Annotated in this window: 19 protein-coding genes; 12 read left to right on the plus strand and 7 right to left on the minus strand. The window is 66.5% G+C overall.

The window, feature by feature from the left end:
• A partial coding sequence (locus J2739_RS22345) for an IS66 family transposase (RefSeq protein ID WP_309905733.1) occupies positions 1 to 479 on the plus strand: 479 nt, incomplete at its 5' end.
• Positions 480 to 561: 82 nt separating this feature from the next.
• Here J2739_RS22345 and J2739_RS22350 read toward each other — a convergent pair.
• The gene (locus J2739_RS22350; protein WP_309905734.1) at positions 562 to 2,253 is read right to left on the minus strand and encodes an AMP-binding protein; all 1,692 of its coding nucleotides are present in this window, start codon (positions 2,251 to 2,253) and stop codon (positions 562 to 564) included.
• A gap of 217 nt (positions 2,254 to 2,470) precedes the next feature.
• On the opposite strand from J2739_RS22350, the gene J2739_RS22355 reads away from it, so the two are divergent.
• The gene (locus J2739_RS22355) at positions 2,471 to 3,244 is read left to right on the plus strand and encodes an esterase/lipase family protein (protein ID WP_309905736.1); all 774 of its coding nucleotides are present in this window, start codon (positions 2,471 to 2,473) and stop codon (positions 3,242 to 3,244) included.
• A gap of 12 nt (positions 3,245 to 3,256) precedes the next feature.
• Here J2739_RS22355 and phhA read toward each other — a convergent pair whose 3' ends face one another.
• The 3 genes from phhA to hppD all read right to left on the minus strand — a co-directional run bounded on the left by phhA (position 3,257) and on the right by hppD (position 6,114).
• A complete protein-coding gene (gene phhA / locus J2739_RS22360) occupies positions 3,257 to 4,126 on the minus strand; it encodes a phenylalanine 4-monooxygenase (RefSeq protein ID WP_309905738.1) in 870 nt (289 codons plus the stop codon).
• Positions 4,127 to 4,145: 19 nt separating this feature from the next.
• On the minus strand, positions 4,146 to 4,886 hold the full coding sequence (locus J2739_RS22365) for a transporter substrate-binding domain-containing protein (protein ID WP_309905740.1): 741 nt from the start codon (positions 4,884 to 4,886) through the stop codon (positions 4,146 to 4,148).
• Between the two features lie 100 nt (positions 4,887 to 4,986).
• The gene (hppD, locus tag J2739_RS22370; protein WP_309905742.1) at positions 4,987 to 6,114 is read right to left on the minus strand and encodes a 4-hydroxyphenylpyruvate dioxygenase; all 1,128 of its coding nucleotides are present in this window, start codon (positions 6,112 to 6,114) and stop codon (positions 4,987 to 4,989) included.
• 152 nt (positions 6,115 to 6,266) lie between these two features.
• On the opposite strand from hppD, the gene J2739_RS22375 reads away from it, so the two are divergent.
• The 10 genes from J2739_RS22375 (at position 6,267) to J2739_RS22420 (ending at position 16,773) form a co-directional block, all read left to right on the plus strand.
• On the plus strand, positions 6,267 to 6,740 hold the full coding sequence (locus J2739_RS22375) for an Lrp/AsnC family transcriptional regulator (RefSeq protein ID WP_309905744.1): 474 nt from the start codon (positions 6,267 to 6,269) through the stop codon (positions 6,738 to 6,740).
• Between the two features lie 106 nt (positions 6,741 to 6,846).
• Positions 6,847 to 7,572, plus strand: coding sequence for a GNAT family N-acetyltransferase (locus tag J2739_RS22380; protein WP_309905746.1), 726 nt, complete (start codon positions 6,847 to 6,849; stop codon positions 7,570 to 7,572).
• Positions 7,573 to 7,655: 83 nt separating this feature from the next.
• A complete protein-coding gene (locus J2739_RS22385; RefSeq protein ID WP_309905748.1) occupies positions 7,656 to 8,534 on the plus strand; it encodes an HlyC/CorC family transporter in 879 nt (292 codons plus the stop codon).
• Positions 8,531 to 10,105 carry an apolipoprotein N-acyltransferase gene (gene lnt, locus J2739_RS22390; RefSeq protein ID WP_309905751.1) on the plus strand — a complete coding sequence of 525 codons (1,575 nt, stop codon included), beginning with the start codon at positions 8,531 to 8,533 and terminating at the stop codon, positions 10,103 to 10,105. The genes J2739_RS22385 and lnt overlap by 4 nt, the downstream gene beginning before the upstream one ends.
• 151 nt (positions 10,106 to 10,256) lie before the next feature.
• Entirely contained in the window at positions 10,257 to 11,327 is a 1,071-nt protein-coding gene (locus J2739_RS22395) for a type II asparaginase (RefSeq protein ID WP_309905752.1), read from the plus strand.
• Positions 11,328 to 11,454: 127 nt separating this feature from the next.
• On the plus strand, positions 11,455 to 12,360 hold the full coding sequence (glyQ, locus tag J2739_RS22400; RefSeq protein ID WP_309905754.1) for a glycine--tRNA ligase subunit alpha: 906 nt from the start codon (positions 11,455 to 11,457) through the stop codon (positions 12,358 to 12,360).
• Positions 12,361 to 12,363: 3 nt separating this feature from the next.
• Complete coding sequence (gene glyS, locus J2739_RS22405; protein WP_309905756.1) at positions 12,364 to 14,520, plus strand: glycine--tRNA ligase subunit beta; 2,157 nt, start codon at positions 12,364 to 12,366, stop codon at positions 14,518 to 14,520.
• Between the two features lie 11 nt (positions 14,521 to 14,531).
• Positions 14,532 to 15,107 carry a D-glycero-beta-D-manno-heptose 1,7-bisphosphate 7-phosphatase gene (gene gmhB / locus J2739_RS22410; RefSeq protein WP_309905759.1) on the plus strand — a complete coding sequence of 192 codons (576 nt, stop codon included), beginning with the start codon at positions 14,532 to 14,534 and terminating at the stop codon, positions 15,105 to 15,107.
• A complete protein-coding gene (locus J2739_RS22415) occupies positions 15,107 to 15,862 on the plus strand; it encodes a lysophospholipid acyltransferase family protein (RefSeq protein WP_309905760.1) in 756 nt (251 codons plus the stop codon). Before gmhB ends, J2739_RS22415 begins: the two co-directional genes overlap by 1 nt.
• A 20-nt stretch (positions 15,863 to 15,882) precedes the next feature.
• Positions 15,883 to 16,773, plus strand: a complete 891-nt coding sequence (locus J2739_RS22420) for a M48 family metallopeptidase (RefSeq protein WP_309905762.1) — start codon at positions 15,883 to 15,885, stop codon at positions 16,771 to 16,773.
• Positions 16,774 to 16,846: 73 nt separating this feature from the next.
• Here J2739_RS22420 and J2739_RS22425 read toward each other — a convergent pair whose 3' ends face one another.
• Genes J2739_RS22425 through J2739_RS22435 form a run of 3 tightly spaced genes read right to left on the minus strand, consistent with a single transcriptional unit; the run spans position 16,847 to position 20,146 of the window.
• Positions 16,847 to 17,617, minus strand: a complete 771-nt coding sequence (locus tag J2739_RS22425; protein WP_309905765.1) for an SDR family oxidoreductase — start codon at positions 17,615 to 17,617, stop codon at positions 16,847 to 16,849.
• 56 nt (positions 17,618 to 17,673) lie between these two features.
• A complete protein-coding gene (locus J2739_RS22430; RefSeq protein WP_309905767.1) occupies positions 17,674 to 19,491 on the minus strand; it encodes an ATP-binding response regulator in 1,818 nt (605 codons plus the stop codon).
• The gene (locus J2739_RS22435) at positions 19,484 to 20,146 is read right to left on the minus strand and encodes a response regulator (protein WP_309905770.1); all 663 of its coding nucleotides are present in this window, start codon (positions 20,144 to 20,146) and stop codon (positions 19,484 to 19,486) included. The genes J2739_RS22430 and J2739_RS22435 overlap by 8 nt, the downstream gene beginning before the upstream one ends.
• Between the last annotated feature and the right edge of the window lie 67 nt (positions 20,147 to 20,213).

Genomic DNA, 20,213 nt, shown 5'->3' on the forward strand with positions numbered 1-20,213 from the left:
AGGCGCTGAAGTTCTTCGGTGAACTGTATGACGTCGAACGCGAGGTAGCCGAGGCCGACAGCGTCAGCAGACTAGAACTGCGACGACGACGATCAGGGCCGGCAGCCGATGCGCTGCATCAGTGGATGCGCCAGCAGCGACAGAGGATCCCCGATGGATCAGCGACTGCCAAGGCGATCGATTACAGCCTCAAGCGATGGGATGCGCTCACACGCTTCCTGGAAGACGGTGATCTGCCGATCGACAACAACTGGGTAGAAAACCGCATCCGACCGATCGCGCTCGGCCGACAGAACTGGCTGTTCGCCGGATCACTGCGCGCCGGCAAACGAGCCGCCGCTGTCATGAGCCTGATCCACTCGGCCAAGCTCAACGGGCACGACCCGTACGCATACATGCGTGACGTGCTCACCAAGTTGCCGTCACTCCCTGCCAGCCGTACCGAAGAGCTGCTGCCGCATCGCTGGCAGCAGGGCTGATCGCCGAACTCGCCGTCAAGGCGAGTTGCCCGGACGCTTACAGCGGGGCGCCAAAAAGGGGCCAGCAATTCGCCGACGACGCTCAGGTCGTCGCTTCCACGCGCAGCTGCCTTCGCAGAATCTTGCCAACGTTCGTCTTTGGCAGGCTGTCTCTGAATTCGATGTGCTTCGGCCGCTTGTAGCCGGTCAGTTGCTCGTTGCAATAGCGCATCACGGCCTCCTCGGTCAAAGTAGGGTCCTTGCGCACGACAAAGACCTTGATTGCCTCGCCCTGCTTCTCGTCTACGACGCCGATCGCCGCGCACTCGACCACCCCGGGGCACAACGAGATCACATTCTCAAGCTCGTTGGGAAACACGTTGAAGCCGCTCACAAGGATCATGTCCTTCTTGCGGTCGACGATCCGGCTGTAGCCGTCCTCCTGCATGATCGCGATGTCACCAGTCCGCATGAAGCCGTCGCTCGTGAAGGCCGCTGCAGTCTCTGCGGGCTGGTTGTAGTAGCCGACCATCACGTTAGGGCCTTTGATGCAGAGCTCGCCCGCCTGACCCGCCGGCAACGAACGACCTTCGTCGTCCTTGATTGCGATTTCGATGCTTGGCAGGGGCAGGCCAATGGTACCGGTGAAGGCCGTGTTCGAGACAGGATTGTTCGTGCCGATCGCGCAGGTCTCGCTCATGCCCCAGCCCTCGATCATCGGACAGCCCGTAGTCTCGAACCATTTGCGGGCCGTACCCTCAGACGCGGCCATCCCGCCCGCCTGGGAGACAAACAGGTTGGAGAAATCGACGCTCTTGAACTCCGGATGCACCAGGAGCGCATTGAACAAAGTGTTAACCGCCGGCAGCATATGGAAGGGCCGCTTCTTGAGCACGGCGATGAACTTGTCAAAGTCGCGTGGATTGGGGATGAGCGTGAGGTGCGAGCCCTGCCGAATGGCGAGCAAGCACAGCGTCAGCGCGAAGATGTGATAAAGCGGCAGTGCGGCGATGCTGTTGACCTTGGACAGATCGCCCGCCCGCTCCAAGGCCGGCGTGAACCAAGCCTCGGCCTGCATCGTTGCGGCGATGATATTGCGATGCGTCAGCACTGCACCCTTCGAGAGGCCTGTAGTGCCGCCGGTGTACTGCAGGAAGGCAATCGAATCCAGCGTGCTTGTATCCGGCCCGAGCGTTCTCCCTTTGCCTTCCGCGATCACCTTGGGAAAGGGCGTTACCGTGCGGCCCTTGTCGAGCGGAAGCTTGTAGGGCGGGACCATCTTCGCGAGGTGCCGCACTGCCAGCGTGATCCAGGTGCCGTAGAGTCCGCCGAGCAGGTCGCCCATCGATGCGATCACCACATGCTTGATCGGAGTCTGCTCGATCACCTGCTCTAACGTGGCGGCGAAGTTCTCGAGAATGATGATCGCCGTTGCACCGGAATCCTTCAATTGATGCTCGAGCTCGCGCGCCGTGTATAGCGGATTGACGTTGACACAGGTGTACCCCGCGCGCAGAACCCCCGCCATGGTGACGGCGAATTGCGGCACGTTGGGCAGCATGATGGCCACGCGCGCACCCGGCTCGAGAGCTTGCGACTGAAGCCAGGCGCCGAGCGCGCCGGACAGTTCGTCAAGCGCCGCGTAGTTCATCCACCGCTCCATGCATACCGAGAAAGGTCGATTCGCATAGCGCTGAAAGGACTCTTCGAACATGTGGCGCAGCGAACGGTACTGCTCGGGAAAAATCTCGTGCGGCACGCTGGCCGGATAGCTCTTCAAGACGGCTGATTGCATGCGATCTCCTTAGGCGCGGATTGTCGAAGCGAGCGCGGCCATGCCACCAGCGGGCTTGTCCTAGGGGCGCGCCCCGTCTGTCGCGTATGCGATAGTTGGCTGTATGGTCGCGCGTCTACAGCAATGCATCGTTCTGACTTGGCTGCTGGCGGCGATTGCCTGGACCAGCGCGTGGTGGACGCGCTCGCCCTACATGGCTGCGGGCGGATTGCTGGTCTTGGCCCTGGGCCATGCGGCCTTCCTTGCGCTGGAGTTCGTGGCCAGCTACCACGTCAACGGCCGAGACTCCCTGTGCCGCGCTCCTGCCATACAGTGTGTGCGGGCCTGGCTGGCGGAAAGCCGGGTGGCCCTGCAGGTCTTCTGCTGGCAGCAGCCATTTCGATCGCGCGCCGTGGCCGATCATTTGCCCCACGGCAGCCGCTGCCGGGGCGTGGTGCTGGTCCACGGCTTCCTCTGCAACAGGGGCTTCTGGAATCCTTGGATGCGCGAATTGCGCGCCAGGGATCATCCGTTCGTGGCCCCCAATCTGGAGCCGGTCTTCGGTTCGATCGATCAGTATGTGCAGTGCATCGAAGAAGCCATCACGCGCGTAAGCACAGTCACGGGGCGGCCTCCAGTGCTGGTCTGCCACAGCATGGGCGGCCTGGCAGCCCGCTCATGGCTGCGCGGCGCAGATGCGGCGCGCGTGCATCGCATCGTGACGATCGGCACGCCGCATCGGGGAACCTGGCTGGCACGCTTCAGTCGCACGGCCAACGGACGCCAGATGCGAATCGACGGCGATTGGCTGCGGCAGATGGAAATCGAAAACGGCAGCGCCGGCCGACCTCCCTTCACGTGCTGGTACTCGAATTGCGACAACGTCGTGTTCCCGGCCTCGACTGCGACCCTCTCCAACGCAGACAACCGACTTGCAGCGGGTCGCGGTCACGTCGAGCTGGCCTTCGTTCCAAGCCTTCGCCAGCAGACCCTTGCCCTGCTCGAGGACTGATTCAGCCCGCGCTCAGAGCGAGGTTTCCCCCGGCAGGAGCACGCCGGGCTCGATGTCTGGCCGCATGGCGAGCGCCTCGTAGAGCGGCGTGAAGTCTGGCGCCGTCATGTCGAACAGCTGCGCGAAGCTGTCGATCACGAAGTAGTTGGCCTGGTAGGTATCGATCTTGTAGCGCGTGCGCATGGCCCGCAGCAGATCGAGCGGCAAGCGCAGCGGCTCCGCGCTGCGCACTGCATGCCTGAGCTCGCCAACCGAGCTCAGGATGCCTGCGCCATACGCGCGCACGCCCTCTTGCTGGCGGATGAGGCCGAACTCGACCGTGTACCAGTACAGCCGCGCGAGCTTCTCTCCGGCGCCCAGATCATGGGCCTTGATGCCGCCCTGCCCGTAGCGTTGCACGTAATCCGCGAAAGTCGGATCGAAGAGCATCGGCACGTGGCCAAAAAGATCATGGAACACGTCGGGTTCGACGATGTAGTCGAACTCCTCAGGCTTCCGGATCCAGTCTGTGACCGGGAACTTGCGATTCGCCAGCAGCGTGAAGAAGGGCAGCTCCGGAATCAGCCCCGGCACCGCCACGATCTCCCAGCGCGTGGCCTTGTAGAGCCGCTCGTTGATCTCGTCGAAGCGCGGAATACGGTCCTTGACGCCGAGCAAGGGCAGCGACGCGATGAACGCGTCGCAGGCCAGCCCGGACAGTTGGGCGGCCTGCCGTTCATAGAGGCGCCGGTAGGTGTCATGGTCGGCCGGCGTGTAGCTGGCCCAGTCTTGCGGGCAGGTGTAGTCGGCCAGCACTGCGCCGCCGCGCGAATAATCGCCGCGCGGCGGCCGATCCGATTGGCCGTAGACGGCGGGCATGACCGCACCTGTAGGCGTCTCCATGAAAAGCTCCAAGAAGTTTTTACTTGAGCCAGCGGTCCATCACGCGCTGGAACTCGCCGCCGGCTTGTGCCAGGTGCAGCCACTGGTCGACGTAGGCCTTGAAGGCGATGTCGTCGCGCGGCAGCATCCAGGCCATTTCGCCGTACTGCAGCGGCTTTTCCGGATTGACCGCGCACAGTCCCGGTTTGAGCTTCTGCTGCGTGATCGCCTCCGCCGCTTCGGTCACGAAGACGTCGGCCCGATTGGCGAGGATCTCGTCGAAGATCGTCACGTTCTCCCCGTGCATCGTGAGCCTGGCGCGCTTGAAGTTGGCGCGCGCGAAGCGCTCGTTGCTGCCGCCGGGGTTGAAGATCACCCGCACCTCGGGCTTGTCGATCGCGGCCACGCTCTGGTACTTGGCGACGTCGGCGCAGCGCGCGACCGGCGTCTTGCCGTTGACCATATAGGGTGCGCTGAAGAATGCGCGCTTCTGCCGCTCGGTGGTCACGGAGACGCCGCCCACCGCGACATCGCACTTGCCCGCTGTGAGATCGGGCAGCAGGTTGGCCCAGGTTGTCTTGACCCATTCCGGCTTCGCATTGAGGGTGCCGCTGAAGCTCGTCATCAGATCGACGTCGATGCCTTCATAGCTCGCGTCGGCTTTCTGAAAGCTGAAGGGCTTGTAGTCGCCCGGCGTGCAGATGCGCAGCACGCCGGCCTTCTGCACTGCGTCGAGGTGCGACGCACTCGTCCCGTGCGGCGGCTGTTGTTGCGCATTCATCGCACAGCCGCCGAGAGCGAGGACCGCAGCCGCGATCGAGGACGAGCGAATCCAAAAGCCGAGAAGACGCATTCCTTACTCCTATGTGTGGTTGGAGCAACTATTGTGCGGCGCTCAAAACCCCGCGGCGCATCTGATCGAGTTCGATGCTTTCGAACAGCGCCTTGAAATTGCCGTTGCCGAAGCCGTCATCACCCTTGCGCTGGATGAACTCGAAGAAGATCGGGCCCAGCTGGTTCTCGCTGAAGATCTGCAGCAACAGCGCATCCTTCTTGCCATCGATGAGGATCTTTCGCTTCTGCAGCTCCTCGACGCTTTCGCCGTGGCCCGGGATGCGCTTGTCCACCAACTCGTAGTAGGTGTCGATGGTGTCGAGCAGCTTGACGCCGTTGGCGCGCAGCGCGTCGACGGTCTTGTAGAGGTTGTCCGAGCCCATTGCGATGTGCTGGATGCCTTCGCCGTGATAGAGATCCAGGTATTCCTGGATCTGACCCGCCTGCTCCTTGCCCTCCTCATTGATCGGGATGCGGATCTTGCCGCACGGGCTGGTCATGGCCTTGCTCTTCACCCCGGTCACCTGGCCTTCGATGTCGAAATACTTGATCTCGCGGAAGTTGAACAGGCGCTCGTAGAAGTCGGCCCATTCGTTCATGCGGCCGCGGTGGACGTTGTGCGTCAGGTGATCGATGTAGGTCAGGCCATTGCCTTCCGGGGCCAGCGCCTGCTGCGCCGTCAGTCCGGGCAGCGCCTCGAAGTCGACGTCGTAGAAGCCGATGTTGCCGATGTCCCCAGGCTGCGCGCCGTTCTTGCCGCGCCAGCGGTCGACCAGGTAGATCAAGCTGTCGCCGATGCCCTTGATAGCAGGGATGTTCAACTCACCGGGCCCGGCCTTGTCGGCAAAGCCCCAGGCCCCGAGGGAGGTGGCGCGCTCGTAAGCAGCCTTTGCGTCCTGGACCCGGAAGGCAATGGCGCAGACGCTGGGGCCATGCTGGCGCGCGAAGCGCTGGGCGAAGGAATCCGGCTCGGCGTTGACGATGAAGTTGATCGTGCCCTGGCGGTACAGGAGCACGTTCTTGTGGCGGTGCTTGGCCACCGCCTTGAAGCCCATGCGCTCGAACACCTGGCCCATGGCTGCCGGATCGGGCGCCGCATATTCGATGAATTCGAAGCCGTCAGTGCCCATGGGGTTGTCCCAAGGGGGGACGGCGGCGGAGTCGGCGGTGCTCATAGGTGTCTCCAAGGAAGGATTGCTGGGATGTTCAGCGTGGCCTCGAGGGTGCGCCGGCCACGCCTGGAACTGTAAGAGCGGCGACGCTCATGATTTCGGCGTTGTCAGCCTGATGTGACCTCGACACGCATGAAAACTGCGAAAATTCCGACATGGACGCACTTGACAAGCTGGACAGACTCATTTTGCGCACGCTGCAAAGCGATGGCCGCGCCACCTACGACCAACTGGCCGAGAAGGTCAGCCTCTCGCCCAGCGCAGTGCTGCGGCGTGTTCGCCGTCTGGAGGAAAGTGGCGTCATCGACCGCTACGTGGCCCTGGTCAAGCCCGAGGCGGTGGGCCTGGGACTGACGGCGTACCTCAATGTACGCCTCGAAAAGCACACGGAAACCCATAAGCGCAACCCCATGGACCTGTTCCGTGCCAGCGTGGTGACTTGGCCGGAGGTGGTGGAATGCGCCGCGCTGACGGGCGAAATGGACTACCTGCTGCGGGTCGTTGTCGCCGATATGGCGCACTACAGCCGTTTCATCATGGACACGCTACTCAAGCATCCGAGCGTGCAGGACTGCAAGACCAGCTTCGTGCTTGACCGAGTCAAAGCCACGACAGCCATGCCGATATAGCAGCTTGGGGGCGATTTGCGCCTCGGGACATCGACTTGTATTCTTATGAATTACTTTTTAGTCCTTGCTAACCCGTCAGTTAGGGGAAAACCCTTATATTGGGGGCATGCATACCGCCAAGGCACTCTTCAAAGCCTCGCTCGGCCTCGGCTCTTTCCTGAAAGCGCCCATGGTTGAAGCCCTGCCGCAGGCCGCTGCGCCCGCCCCCGTCATGGTCCCGATCCGCTCCATCGGGCCGCGTGAGCGCGAGCGCATCGCGCAGCACCTGATGGCCCTCAAGCCCCACGACCGCTACCTGCGTTTCGGGTACGCCGCCTCCGACGAGCAGATTCAACGCTATGTCGACGGGCTCGATTTCGACCGCGACGAGCTGTTCGGCATCTACAACCGGCGGCTCGACCTGATTGCAGTGGCCCACCTGGCCTTCGCGCCCGACGACCAGCTCAAGGACTGCGCCGAATTCGGCGTCTCGGTCGCCGAGCACGCCCGGGGCCGCGGCTACGGCGCGCGCCTTTTCGAGCGCGCGGCGGTGATGGCTCGCAACGAAGGCGTCGGCATGCTCTTCATCCACGCGCTGAGCGAGAACACGGCCATGCTCAAGATCGCGCGCAATGCAGGCGCCACCGTGGTGCGCAGCGGGTCCGAATCCGAAGCCCACCTGCAGCTGCCCCATGCCACCCTGGACAGCCGTATGAGCGAGATCGCGCTGGAGCACTACGCCGAGGTCGACTTCCAGCTCAAGACGCGCGCCAAGCAGTTCTGGGCCTTCCTGGCCACCGTGCAGGAGATCCGTAGCGGCGTGCGCGCCGCGCGCGACCAGTCCTCGCCTTGAGCCGTCCCAAGGCAGGCGACTGAGGGCGCGCGCCACGGACGGGTTCCGGTATCCTTGTGATCCCGCAACTCCGCCCTCCCGCAGTGGCTGACCCTCACCCCGACCGCGTGCCCGCTGAACGCGAGGACAAGCGCAGTTTTCTGCAAAAGCTCGCCGAGTTCATCCATCCCGGACCGGACTCCCGCGATGAGCTGATCGAGACCCTCGCCGATGCCGAGGACAACGACGTGATCGGCGCCGAATCCCGCGTCATGCTCGAAGGCGTGCTGCGCATGGCCGACATGAGCGCCGGCGACGTGATGGTGGCCGCGCCGCGCATGGACCTGATCAACATCGACGCGCCCTACGAGTCGCTGTTGAACCTGGTGATCGATACGGCGCACTCGCGCTTCCCGGTTTACGAGGGCGAGAAGGAAAACATCATCGGCATCCTGCTCGCGAAGGACCTGCTCAAGCTCCAGCGAGCGCCGGGACTGAACATCCGCGCACTCCTGCGTCCCGCCACCTTCGTGCCCGAGAGCAAGGGGCTCAACGATCTCCTGCGCGAGTTCCGCGGCAACCGCAATCACCTCGCGATCGTGATCGACGAGTTCGGCCGCGTGGCCGGGCTCATCACCATCGAAGACGTGCTGGAGCAGATCGTCGGCGAGATCGAGGACGAATTCGACATTGCCGAGGACGAGGGCGACATCTTCGGCCTGGCCGACCGCACCTACCGCGTCTCCGGCGACACGCCGATCGAGCGCGTGGCGGAGGCCTTCGGCATCGTCTTCAACGAGGAGATGCTGAGCGAAGACTTCGACACCATCGGCGGCCTGATCGCTCATGAGATGGGCCATGTGCCCAAGCGCGGCGAGCACTATGCGCTGGGCGCCTTCGACTTCGTCGTACTCCACACGAAGGGCGGCGCCGTCCGCTGGTTCAAGGTCTCGCCGGCTCGCGGCGACGACGCCGCGGATTGAAAACGCTGGCGCGCGCGCTCGGCTTCGGACTTGCGGGGCTCGCGCAGGCCGCATCGGTCGCAACGCCCTGGAGCGGCCAGCCGCTGTGGTGGCTGCAGCTGATCTCGCTGGCCGCGCTGGCCTGGCAGCTCGACACGCTCCGGGAACGCGCGCAGCCGCGGCCCGCGTGGCGCAGCGCTGCGCTTCACGCATGGCTGTTCTCGACCGCCTGGCTGTGCGGCACCTTCTGGTGGCTCTTCGTCTCGATGCACACCTACGGCGGACTTCCGGCGCCGCTGGCTGCCATCGCCGTGCTGGCGCTGTCCGCCGCCCTGTCTCTGTACTACGCCGCAGCCGCCGCCTTCTATGTGGCCTTCGCGCCCGTTCGACGGACCGGTGCGGTACTGCTGTTCGCTGCGGGCTGGACCTTCGCCGAACTGCTGCGGAACAGCTTGTTCACCGGCTTTCCCTGGGGGGCGGGCGGCTACGCCCATGTCGATGGTCCGCTCGCCGCCTATGCGCCGTGGCTGGGCGTATATGGCGTTGGCGCGGTCGCTGCTGCGATCGCGGCGCTCGCTGCGGCGGCGCTTCGAGCTCCGCGGGGCGGAACGCGGGCGATGGAACTCGGCCTGGCGTTGGTCTTCCTTGCCGTGCCGGCGCTGATCGCTGCCGTTCGCGGTGCTCCCGATGAAGCGGCGCGCTCGCGCGGCCGCCTGGAGGTCGCGCTGTTGCAGGGCAACATCCCGCAGGACGAGAAGTTCATCCCCGGCGGCGGCGTCGCTACCGCGCTCCAGTGGTACGGCGAGCAGTTGCAGCGCGCCACCGCGCCGCTCGTGATCACGCCTGAAACCGCGCTGCCCCTGTTGCCCCCGCAACTGCCTCCCGGCTATCTCGATGCCCTCGCGGCGCGCTACGCGAGCAGCACGCAGACCGCCATCGTAGGCCTGCCGCTGGGCGATGGCGGCGTCTACACCAACACGGTGCTGGGCTTCGGTCCGGGGCGCAGCACCCCCTACCGCTACGACAAGCACCACCTGGTGCCTTTCGGCGAATTCGTGCCGCGCCTGTTCCGCTGGTTCACCGACCTGATGAACATCCCGCTCGGCGACTTCCAGAGCGGTGGCCTTGCGCAGCCGCCGCTGGTGTGGAAGGGGCAGCGCATTGCGCCCAACATCTGCTACGAGGACCTGTTCGGCGACGAGATCGGCGCCAACTTCCGTGATGAGGCGCAGGCGCCCACCGTGCTTCTCAACGTGAGCAACATCGCCTGGTTCGGGGACACGGTCGCGATCGATCAGCACCTGGCCATCTCGCGCATGCGTGCGCTGGAGTTCCAGCGGCCGATGGTGCGCGCCACCAACACTGGGGCGACCGCTGTGATCGACCATCGCGGCCGCGTCACGCAAGCGTTGCCCCGGCTGACGCGTGGCGTCCTGGTGGCGACCGTCGAAGGGCGCGCCGGTCTCACGCCCTACGCCTTCTGGGTCTCGCGCTTCGGACTCTGGCCCCTGTGGGGTCTGGCGCTGGCAACCATGGCGGCCGCGCTCTTCGCTGCGCAGCGAAGAGCCGGCCGCGCAGCGCCCCGGGGTTGAGCGGGCCCCGCGGGTCCAGGCACTTCAGGCCTCGTCTCCGCCCTCCGGCATCGCCGCATGCGCAGGAAGCATTTCAGGCGTGTGACGACGGCTCGCGCTTCCGTTATCGTCCCTGCGCTTCGTGAAATTCTTCACGCCAACAGGAGCCTCCATGTTCTTCGTCCCCCGCTTCCGGGCCTTCGCGGCCGTCGCGGCGCTGACTGCCGCCGCAGCCATCGCCCATGCCCAGCAGGCCTTGCCCAATGTCGTGATCCTGGCCACCGGCGGCACCATCGCCGGCGCCGGCGCCTCGGCCGCCAACAGCGCCACCTACGCGGCCGCCAAAGTGCCGGTCGACAAGCTGATCGCCGGCCTGCCCGAGATCTCCAAGGTCGCCAACGTTCGCGGCGAACAAGTGTTCCAGATCGCCTCCGAGAGCTTCACCAACGACAACCTCATGGGCCTGGCCAAGCGCGTATCGGCCCTGTCCAAGCAGGCCGACGTCGACGGCATCGTGATCACCCATGGCACCGACACGCTGGAAGAGACCGCCTATTTCCTGAACCTGGTGGTGCGCACCTCCAAGCCGATCGTGGTGGTCGGCTCGATGCGCCCGGGCACCGCCCTGTCGGCCGACGGCGCGCTCAACCTCTACGACGCCGTCAACGTCGCCGCCAGCAAGGACGCGTCCGGCAAGGGCGTGCTGGTGACCATGAACGACGAGATCCAGAGCGGGCGCGACGTCAGCAAGGTCGTCAACATCAAGACCGAGGCCTTCAAGAGCCAGTGGGGCCCGCTGGGCATGGTCGTGGAGGGCAAGAACTACTGGTTCCGCGCGCCGGTGAAGCGCCACACGACCCAGTCCGAGTTCAACATCGACGAGATCACGGCGCTGCCGGCGGTCGACATCGTCTACGGCTATGGCAACGTGCCCTCCACGGCGATCGATGCCCTCGGCAAGAGCGGCGTGAAGGCGCTGGTGCACGCCGGCACCGGCAACGGCTCCGTGGCCGACCGCATCGTGCCCGTGCTGCAGAAACTGCGCGGCGACGGCGTGCAGATCATCCGCAGCTCGCGCGTGTCCGACGGGTTCGTGATCCGCAACGCCGAGCAGCCGGACGACAAGTACGACTGGGTGACAGCGCATGATTTGAAGCCGCAGAAGGCGCGCATCCTGGCGATGGTGGCTTTGACCAAGACCAACGACTCGAAGGAACTTCAGCGGATCTTCTGGGAGTACTAGACCGCAACGAGGGCTGAGCCCCGCAACGGCCGCAGCGGCGCACGCCCTGCGGCCGTTGTCATTTCCGCGCGCTCTTAAAATGCCCGGTTCGCCGCGTCGAGGATTCGATCGGCCACCAAGCCCACCCATGCTCACCTTCCAACAAATCATTCTCAAGCTGCAGTCCTACTGGGACGCCCAGGGCTGCGCGCTGCTGCAACCCTACGACATGGAGGTGGGGGCCGGCACCTCGCACACCGCGACCTTCCTGCGCGCGCTCGGCCCGGAGCCCTGGAAGGCCGCTTACGTGCAGCCCAGCCGCCGGCCCAAGGACGGCCGCTATGGCGAGAACCCCAACCGCCTGCAGCACTACTACCAATACCAGGTCGTGCTCAAGCCGGCGCCCGCCGACATCCTCGAGCTCTACCTGGGTTCGCTCGAGGCGCTGGGCTTCGATCTCAAGAAAAACGACATCCGCTTCGTCGAGGACGATTGGGAGAACCCCACCCTCGGCGCCTGGGGCCTGGGCTGGGAGGTCTGGCTCAACGGCATGGAGGTGACGCAGTTCACCTACTTCCAGCAGGTGGGCGGCATCGACTGCCGGCCCATCACGGGCGAGATCACCTATGGCCTTGAGCGGCTGGCGATGTACATCCAGGGCAAGGAGAGCATCTTCGACCTGGAATGGGCGCCCGGCATCAGCTACGGTGATGTCTATCACCAGAACGAGGTCGAGCAGTCGACCTACAACTTCGAGCACAGCGACGCGGACTTCCTCTTCACCGCCTTCGCGGCGCACGAGAAGCAGGCGAAGCACCTGATGGAGCAGAAGCTGGCACTGCCGGCCTACGAGCAGGTGCTCAAGGCAGCCCACAGCTTCAACCTGCTGGATGCGCGCGGCGCGATCAGCGTGACCGAGCGCGCCGCCTACATCGGCCGCATCCGCAACCTCGCGCGCAGCGTGGCGCAGAGCTACTACGAGAGCCGCGAGCGACTTGGCTTCCCCATGGCGCCGCGCGAATGGGTGGCCGAGATGACGAAGAAGGTGGCCTGAGCGATGCGTACCCAGAACAACCTGCTCGTCGAGCTCTTCGTCGAGGAACTGCCCCCCAGGGCACTCAAGAAACTGGGCGACGCCTTCGCAGGCGTGCTGCGCGACCAGCTGGTGGGCCTGGGCCTGGTCGACGCGGCCTCCGTGCTGACGGCTTACGCCTCGCCGCGCCGCCTGGCGGCGCACCTCACCCATGTGAGCGCGCAAGCCGCCGATCGCGCGGTCTCGCAGAAGCTGATGCCGGTGGCGGTCGGCCTCGATGCGGCAGGGCAAGCGACGCCGGCGCTGCTCAAGAAGCTCGCTTCGCTGGGCGCCGACGCTGCGGCCGTACCCGGCTTGCGCCGTGCGATGGACGGCAAGGCCGAGGCCCTGTTCCTGGACAGCAACGCCAAGGGCGCGACGCTGGCCGAGGGCCTGCAGAAGGCGCTTGCCGAGGCCATCGCGAAGCTGCCCATTCCCAAAGTCATGAGCTACCAATTGGAGTCCGGCTGCGCGCTGCCCGGCTGGACCAGCGTGAGCTTCGTGCGTCCGGCGCACGGGCTGGTCGCGCTCCATGGCGATGCCGTCGTGCCGGTCGAAGCCCTGGGTCTCCAGGCCGGGCGCGAAACCCACGGCCACCGCTTCGAGGCCCAGCGCGACCCCATCCTGCTGCGCGATGCCAACAGCTACGCGGTGCAACTCGAAGAAGAGGGGGCGGTGATCGCCGGCTTCGAGGCGCGCCGCTTCGAGATCGCGCGCCAGCTGGCCGAGGCGGCATTGTCGGTCGGTGCCGGCGCACAGCCGATCGACGACGACGCCCTGCTCGACGAAGTCACCGCGCTGGTGGAGCGCCCCAACGTGCTGGTCTGCGAGTTCGAGCGCGAGTTCCTCGGCGTGCCGCAGGAATGCCTCATCCTCACGATGAAGGCCAACCAGAAGTACTTTCCGCTGCTCGACGCCGCTGGCCGATTGACGAACAAGTTCCTGGTGGTCAGTAACGTCCGCCCCGATGATGCCAGCGCCGTGATCGGCGGCAACGAGCGCGTAGTGCGCCCGCGCCTGGCGGACGCCAAGTTCTTCTTCGACCAGGACCGCAAGAAGTCGCTGGCCTCGCGCGTCGAGGCGCTGGGCAAGGTGGTCTATCACAACAAGCTGGGCACGCAGGGCGAACGCGTGGAGCGCGTGATGCGCATCGCGCACGCCATCGGCGAGCAACTGGGCGCCGCTTCGGGCGATCACGCGCTGGCCCGGCGCGCCGTGCAGGCAGCCCAGCTCGCCAAGGCAGACCTGGTGACCGACATGGTCGGCGAGTTCCCCGAGCTGCAGGGCATCATGGGCCGCTACTACGCGCTGCATGACGGCCTCGAGCACGCCGTGGCCGACGCCATCGAAGACCACTACAAGCCCCGTTTCGCCGGCGACGCACTGCCGCGCGGACCGGTCGGCATCGTGGTCGCCCTGGCCGACAAGCTCGAGACCCTGGTGGGCATGTTCGGCATCGGCAACCTGCCCACCGGCGACCGCGATCCCTTCGCATTGCGCCGCCATGCGCTGGGCGTGATCCGCATGCTGGCCGAGCGCCACCTTCCCCTGGACCTGCGCGCCCTCATCGGTCAGGCCTATGCGGCCTTCGGCGCGCCCAAGGCCGGCGACCATCCGCTGGCCGACCCGACGGAAGCCCTGGAGGCGTTCATGTACGACCGCCTGGCCGGCAGCCTGCGCGAGCAGGGCGCCAGTGCCCAGGAGGTCGAGGCGGTGCTCGCGCCCGCGCCGCAGCGACTGGGCGAGGTGCCCAAACTGCTGGCGGCGGTGCGCGCCTTTGCCGTCCTGCCCGAGGCGCCGGCGCTGGCCGCGGCCAACAAGCGCATCGGCAATATCCTCAAGAAATCGCCCGAGGCCGATGCGCATGTGAGCGAACTGCTGCTGAAGGAGCCGGCCGAGAAGGCGCTGCACGCCGCGATGCAGGAGGTCGTGCCCACGGCCAATGCACGCTTCGATGCCGGCGACTACACCGCCTCGCTGCAGACGCTCGCCGCGCTGCGCGCGCCGGTGGATGCCTTCTTCGACGACGTGATGGTCAATGCCGAGCAGTCGGATCTGCGCCTGAATCGCCTCGGCCTGCTGATGCTGCTGCACCGGGCGATGAACCGGGTGGCGCAGTTGGAACGGCTGGCTGCTGCCTGATCGAGTCACCCATGAAAATCGTCATCCTCGACCGCAACGGCACGCTCAACGTCCACCGTGAGGACTTCGTCAAGAGCGACATCGAGTGGACGCCGCTGCCCGGCGCGCTGGAGGCGGTGGCGCGGCTCAACCATGCGGGCTGGCATGTGGTGATCGCGTCCAACCAGTCCGGGCTCGGCCGCGGGCTGTTCGACATGGCGTCGCTCAACGCCATGCACGCCAAGATGCACAAGATGCTGGCAGCCGTCGGCGGCCGCGTGGATGCGGTGTTCTACTGCCCGCACAGCCCCGACGAGAACTGCGAATGCCGCAAGCCCAAGCCGGGCCTGTTTCTGCAGATCGCCGAGCGCTACGGCGTGGACCTGGCTCATGTACCGACCGCCGGCGACAGCTTGCGCGACATGCAGGCCGGCGCTGCGGCCGGCTGCGAGCCGCACCTGCTGCTGACCGGCATGGGCGCAGCCTGCCGCGGCGTACCGCTGCCGCCCGAATACCCCCCCAACACCCGCGTGCACGAAGATTTGGCGGCCTTCGTCGACTTCCTGCTGGAGCGCGAAGAGCGCAACGCCTCGAACCTGGCCGCCTGATGTCCCTCCTGCGATCCATCGTCCATGCCCTGTGGATGCTCGTCACCGTGGTGCCCTGGGCCCTGATCATGATGGTCAGTTCGCTGTGGAAGCGTGGCGTGCCGCTGTACTGGATGGCCGCGCGCTGGCTCGGCTGGGCGATCGGCGGCGCCCGGCTGCTGCTGGGCATCGAAACGCGCGTCAGCGGCATGGAGAACCTGCCCCAGGACAAGCTCGCCGGCTGCGTGCTGCTGGTGAAGCACCAGTCGACCTTCGAGACCTTCCTGATGCCCACGCTGATGCCGCATCCGCTGGCCTATGTGTTCAAGAAGGAATTGATCTACGTGCCCTTTTTCGGCTGGGCCATGGCGAGGCTGGACATGATCCACATCGACCGGTCCCAGCGCACCCGGGCCTTCAACAAGGTGGTGGCGCAGGGCCGCGCCCTGCTGGCCCAGGGCATCTGGGTCATCATGTTCCCGGAAGGCACACGCATCCCGCGCGGGCAGCAGGGCATCTACAAGACCGGCGGCACGCGGCTGGCTTGCGAGACCGGCGTGCCGGTGATCCCGATCGCCGTGACCTCGGCCAGGGTCTGGCCGCGCAAGGCCTTCATCAAGCATCCCGGCGTGGTGGATGTGTCGATCGGCCCGGCCATCTCCAGTGTCGGGCGCAAGCCCGACGAACTGATGCGCGAGGTCGAGGCCTGGATCGAGGCCGAGATGCGCCGCCTCGACCCCGAGGCCTACGTTGCGGCGGAGACGGTGTCGGCCTGAAGGCTGAGGCCTCGAACATCATGCGCGGCCTGCTGCAGTTCACGCTCGACCTGTTCGACGCGCCGGTGCCGCCGCAAGCACCTGCCCCGGCCGGGCCCTCGGCGCCAGACGGCGCCGCGCCGCCCGCCATCCCCCTGGCCGACGCGATGAGCCCGGCCAGCTTCGTCCACCCGCGTGCCACGCGCGAGCTCACGCTGGGCAACGCTCGCGTGGCCTTCGAATTCACCCGGGGCAAGCGGCGCACCATCGGCTTCATCGTCGGCGCCGAGGGACTGACGGTGCGCGCGCCACGATGGGTGCCGCTGCGCGACGTCGATGCGGCCGTGAAGGAGAAGGCCGACTGGATCCTGCGCAAGCTTGCAGAAACGCGGCAGCGCCACGCGAAGCTGGAGGCGGCGCGCATCGATTGGCGCGACGGCGTGAGCTTCCCTTTTCTGGGCGAGCCGGTGCTCGTGCGGCTCGATCCCCACCACGGCTTCGAGACCGCGGGCGCGATGCTCGACGTGGGCACGGGCGCGGAGACGCGCGTCCTGCGCCTCGCGCTCGCGAACAACGCCAGCGCGACCCAGATCCGCGATGCCGCACAGGCCTGGCTGATGCGCCAGGCGCGGCGCATCTTCACCGAGCGGCTGGACCATTTCGCGCCGCGCCTCGGCGTGGCCTGGCACAAGCTGACCCTGTCGAACGCCTCGACGCGCTGGGGCAGCGCCAGCGCCGACGGCGCGATCCGCCTGCACTGGCGCCTGGTGCATTTCCGGATGCCGGTCATCGACTACGTGGTCGCCCACGAGCTCGCCCATTTGCGCGTGATGGACCACAGCCCGCGCTTCTGGGAGACCGTGGAGACGGTGGTGCCGGACTATGGCGACTTGCGGCAGCAGCTCAAGGACCAGCCGGTTCCCAAGTGGTGATTGCGGAGCCGAACAAGGCAGACATGCGTACCCGAAGGATGCGAAGGTTTCGGTTCCCGTGTTTCCACCCGCGCTACCGCGCGTGCGTCACGCCCCCATCGACCACCAGGGTCGACCCCAGCACGTAGTCTCCCGCCCGCGAAGCGAGGTAGATGGCCGCTGCCGCCATGTCCTCCGGCTCGCCGATGCGGCCGGCCGGGATGCGGTCCTTGATCTCGTCGCCGTGGTCGCGCGCGACCTTGTTCATGTCGGAGGCGAAGGCGCCCGGTGCGATGGCGCTGACGACGATGCGCTCCTGGGCCAGCCGCAGCGCCATGCGGCGCGTGAGCTGGATCAGGCCAGCCTTGCTCGCCGCATACGAATAGGTTTCCTGCGGATTGACGGAGATGCCGTCGATCGACGCGATGTTGATCACCTTCGCGAGGTGGTCGGTCGCTGCCTTCTTGAGCATCGGCGTCAGCGCCTGCGTCAGGAAGAAGGGCGTCTTGAGATTGAGGTCCACCACCTTGTCCCAGCCGCTCTCGGGGAACTCGTCGTAGGGCGCGCCCCAGGCGGCACCGGCGTTGTTGACCAGGATGTCCAGCGTGTCTTCGTGCTTCGCATAGGCCGCGACGAGGGACTTGGCGCCTTCGACTGTCGACACGTCGGCCGGCAGCGAGACGCAATGGCCGAAGGCAGAGAGTTCCCTGGCCGTCCGGTCGCAGGCCTCGGCCTTGCGTGCCGAGATGTAGACGCGCGCGCCCTGCGCCAGGAAGCCTTCGGCGATCATGCGGCCGATGCCGCGCGAGCCGCCGGTGATCAGGGCCGTGCGGCCCGAGAGCGAGAAGAGTCGGGTGGTATCCATGCACTTGTCTCCGATGTGTCGAAGACAAGCTTAGAGCGGATGGACGCCTGCGCGCGTCACCTAGGCGCCACGGCCTCCGACGCCTCCTCGTCCAGCGCCAGCACCACTTCCTGCAGCGTGCGCGCGAGCCTGTTGCCGTCCAGCGGCTTGTGCAGGATGCGCGCCGCCACGGTCGAGAGCTCGCGAAAGCGCGAGGGCGCGGTCTCGCCGGTCACGATCACCGCCGGCAGCAATGGCCGGCGCGAGCGCACGCGCTCGATCACGTCCAGGCCGGTTTCCTCGCGCAGCCGGTAGTCCACCACCATCACGTCGGGCTCGAAGCCCTCGGCCAGGGCCTGCTCCGCCTTGGCGCCGGTGGCAACGCCCTTGACCGACCAGCCCAGCTGGTGCAGGTAGGTGCACATCGCCGACAGCACCTCGGCCTCGTCGTCCACCAGCAGCACAGCCAGGCGCGTGCCGTCGAAGGAGCGCGCCAGAGCGGTCGCGACTTCCGGAGGGCTTTCGCCCATCGGCGCGGCGGGGGCGATGTGCAGGGTGAAGGTGGTGCCGCTGCCCGTCGCGCTGTCCAGGCCGATCTCGATCTTCAGCAGCTCGGCCGTGCGCCGCACGATGGCCAGGCCGAGGCCCAGGCCCTGGCTGCGGTCGCGCGAGGGATTGCCGATCTGATAGAACTCCTCGAACACCCGCTCGCGCTCGCTTTCCGGGATGCCGGGGCCGGTGTCGCTCACCCGCACCCGCACACGGCCGTCGCCGGCGGCTTCGGCCGACAGCGTCACGCCGCCGTGGGTGGTGAACTTGATCGCGTTGTTCACCAGGTTGCCGACGATGCGGATCAGCTGGTCGGCATCCGTCAGCCCCCACAACGGCGTCTCCGGCGCCGTCACCTTGAGGAACAACCCCTGCTGCGCCGCCAGTGCAGCGTACTCGTCGCGCGAGGCGCGCAGCACCGCGCCGATGTCGTGCGGCGCAAACCGGGCTTCGATGGTGTGGGCGTCCAGGCGCGAGATGTCCAGCAAGCCGTCGAGCAGGCCACTGCTCTGCCGCAGTGCGCTGCCGATGCCGCGGCTCACCTCCTTGAGCAGCGGATCGGGTGAGCGGCGCGCCAGGATGTCCAGCGTGGTCGCGTTGATCGACAGCGCGTGCAGCGGCTGGCGCAGGTCATGGCTGGCCGCCGCGAAGAAGCGGGTCTTGGCCTCGCTGGCGGCAGTGGCGCGGTCGCGCTCCTGGCGCACGACCTCGGACAGCAGGGCGTTGTCATCGAGCACGCTCATGAGCTTGTGCAGCATGCGGCCCTGGTCCCGCACGGTGGCGAGCAGCATGAAGTACACGAGCACGATGCCGGCCGCGAACATGAAGCCCACGGCGCTGCCGCGCCAGGCCCAGCCGCCCGCGAGAAAACAGAAGGTCAAGGTGCAGAAGCCGACGAAGGCGCGCTGCGAGCCGGCGACCGAGGCTGCGCCGATGGTGCAGCCGGCCATCAGCACGGCGGCCACGGCCATTGGCGCGAAGTCCCCGGGCGCGTAGAAGGCGAAGGGGACGATGCTGGCGGTCGACACGCCGTTGAAGTCGAAGCCGCGCAGAAGCCGCGGCAGGTACTGCAGTTGGAGCTCGGGCTCGACGCGCTCCACTGCCAGGCCCAGGCGCCAGCGATACACCATGACGGCGCCGGTCAGCGCCAGCCAGAGCCACGGCCAGAGCTGCACGCCCTGGCGCCAGACGATGAAGGCGACCAGGATGTAGCCGAGGTAGTTGAGCGGCAGGCGCCGCGAATATTCGAGGATCAGCTGCAGACGGCGCTCCAGGATGCGCCGTCCGATGCGCGCTTCGCGCGAGGTCCCGGCCAGCGGCAGCGGCGCCGATGCGGCTTCAGTCAATGCGCACGCCCTCGCGCGAGGCCTGGTAGGCGGCCTCGGTCCTGTTGCGCACGCCCAGGGCCATGTAGACGGCAGTGAGGTGGGCCTTGACGGTGGATTCGGCGATGTCGAGCTGGCGCGCGATCAGCTTGTTGGGCAGGCCGCGCGCGGCCGCGCGATAGACGTCCATCTGGCGCGGGGTGAGGCCGGCGAGCCGCGGGTCGGGGCTCGCCGACGCGGGGTTTTCCACCGCAGGCGGAGGCGCCGCGTTGAGGGTTTCCAGCGGCAGGAAGATGCGGCCGGCCAGCACCTGCTGAAGGGCCGCGACCATCATTTCCGAGCTGTACTTCTTGGGGATGAAGCCCGCCGCGCCGAGGTCGACGGTGTTGCGGATCATGGTGGCGTTGGTGTCGCCGGACAGCACCACGATGCGCGCCATGCAGCCTGCGTCGCGCAGGCGGCGGATCGATTCCTCGCCATTGCAGTCGGCCAGGTGCCAGTCCAGCAGCACGAGGTCGTACTCGGCCAGTTCCACCAGCTTGATCGCATTGCTCATGTCGCCGGCGGTCTCCACGCGCAGCTCGGGGACCAGGACGTTCAGCAGGTTCTTCATGCCCTGCAGGAACATCACGTGGTCGTCGATCATCAGTACGTTCATCGAAATCGGAGTATTCATCAGAACAGGCCCGGATTGAACGGGCTAAGACTTTGGTCGAACCGGGTTTGTCGGGAGCGATGGGACG

Origin of the sequence: Variovorax soli (genome assembly GCF_031454625.1) — a bacterium.
Classification (GTDB): Bacteria; Pseudomonadota; Gammaproteobacteria; order Burkholderiales; family Burkholderiaceae_C; genus Variovorax; species Variovorax soli_A.

Coding starts and splice junctions, on each gene's coding strand:
- glyQ (WP_309905754.1), top strand. CDS start 11,455: ATGCTCACCTTCCAACAAATCATTCTCAAGCTGCAGTCCTACTGGGAC.
- J2739_RS22415 (WP_309905760.1), top strand. CDS start 15,107: ATGTCCCTCCTGCGATCCATCGTCCATGCCCTGTGGATGCTCGTCACC.
- hppD (WP_309905742.1), bottom strand. CDS start 6,114: ATGAGCACCGCCGACTCCGCCGCCGTCCCCCCTTGGGACAACCCCATG.
- gmhB (WP_309905759.1), top strand. CDS start 14,532: ATGAAAATCGTCATCCTCGACCGCAACGGCACGCTCAACGTCCACCGT.
- J2739_RS22435 (WP_309905770.1), bottom strand. CDS start 20,146: ATGAATACTCCGATTTCGATGAACGTACTGATGATCGACGACCACGTG.
- J2739_RS22420 (WP_309905762.1), top strand. CDS start 15,883: ATGCGCGGCCTGCTGCAGTTCACGCTCGACCTGTTCGACGCGCCGGTG.
- J2739_RS22395 (WP_309905752.1), top strand. CDS start 10,257: ATGTTCTTCGTCCCCCGCTTCCGGGCCTTCGCGGCCGTCGCGGCGCTG.
- phhA (WP_309905738.1), bottom strand. CDS start 4,126: ATGGAGACGCCTACAGGTGCGGTCATGCCCGCCGTCTACGGCCAATCG.
- J2739_RS22425 (WP_309905765.1), bottom strand. CDS start 17,617: ATGGATACCACCCGACTCTTCTCGCTCTCGGGCCGCACGGCCCTGATC.
- J2739_RS22380 (WP_309905746.1), top strand. CDS start 6,847: ATGCATACCGCCAAGGCACTCTTCAAAGCCTCGCTCGGCCTCGGCTCT.
- J2739_RS22365 (WP_309905740.1), bottom strand. CDS start 4,886: ATGAATGCGCAACAACAGCCGCCGCACGGGACGAGTGCGTCGCACCTC.
- J2739_RS22350 (WP_309905734.1), bottom strand. CDS start 2,253: ATGCAATCAGCCGTCTTGAAGAGCTATCCGGCCAGCGTGCCGCACGAG.
- J2739_RS22375 (WP_309905744.1), top strand. CDS start 6,267: ATGGACGCACTTGACAAGCTGGACAGACTCATTTTGCGCACGCTGCAA.
- glyS (WP_309905756.1), top strand. CDS start 12,364: ATGCGTACCCAGAACAACCTGCTCGTCGAGCTCTTCGTCGAGGAACTG.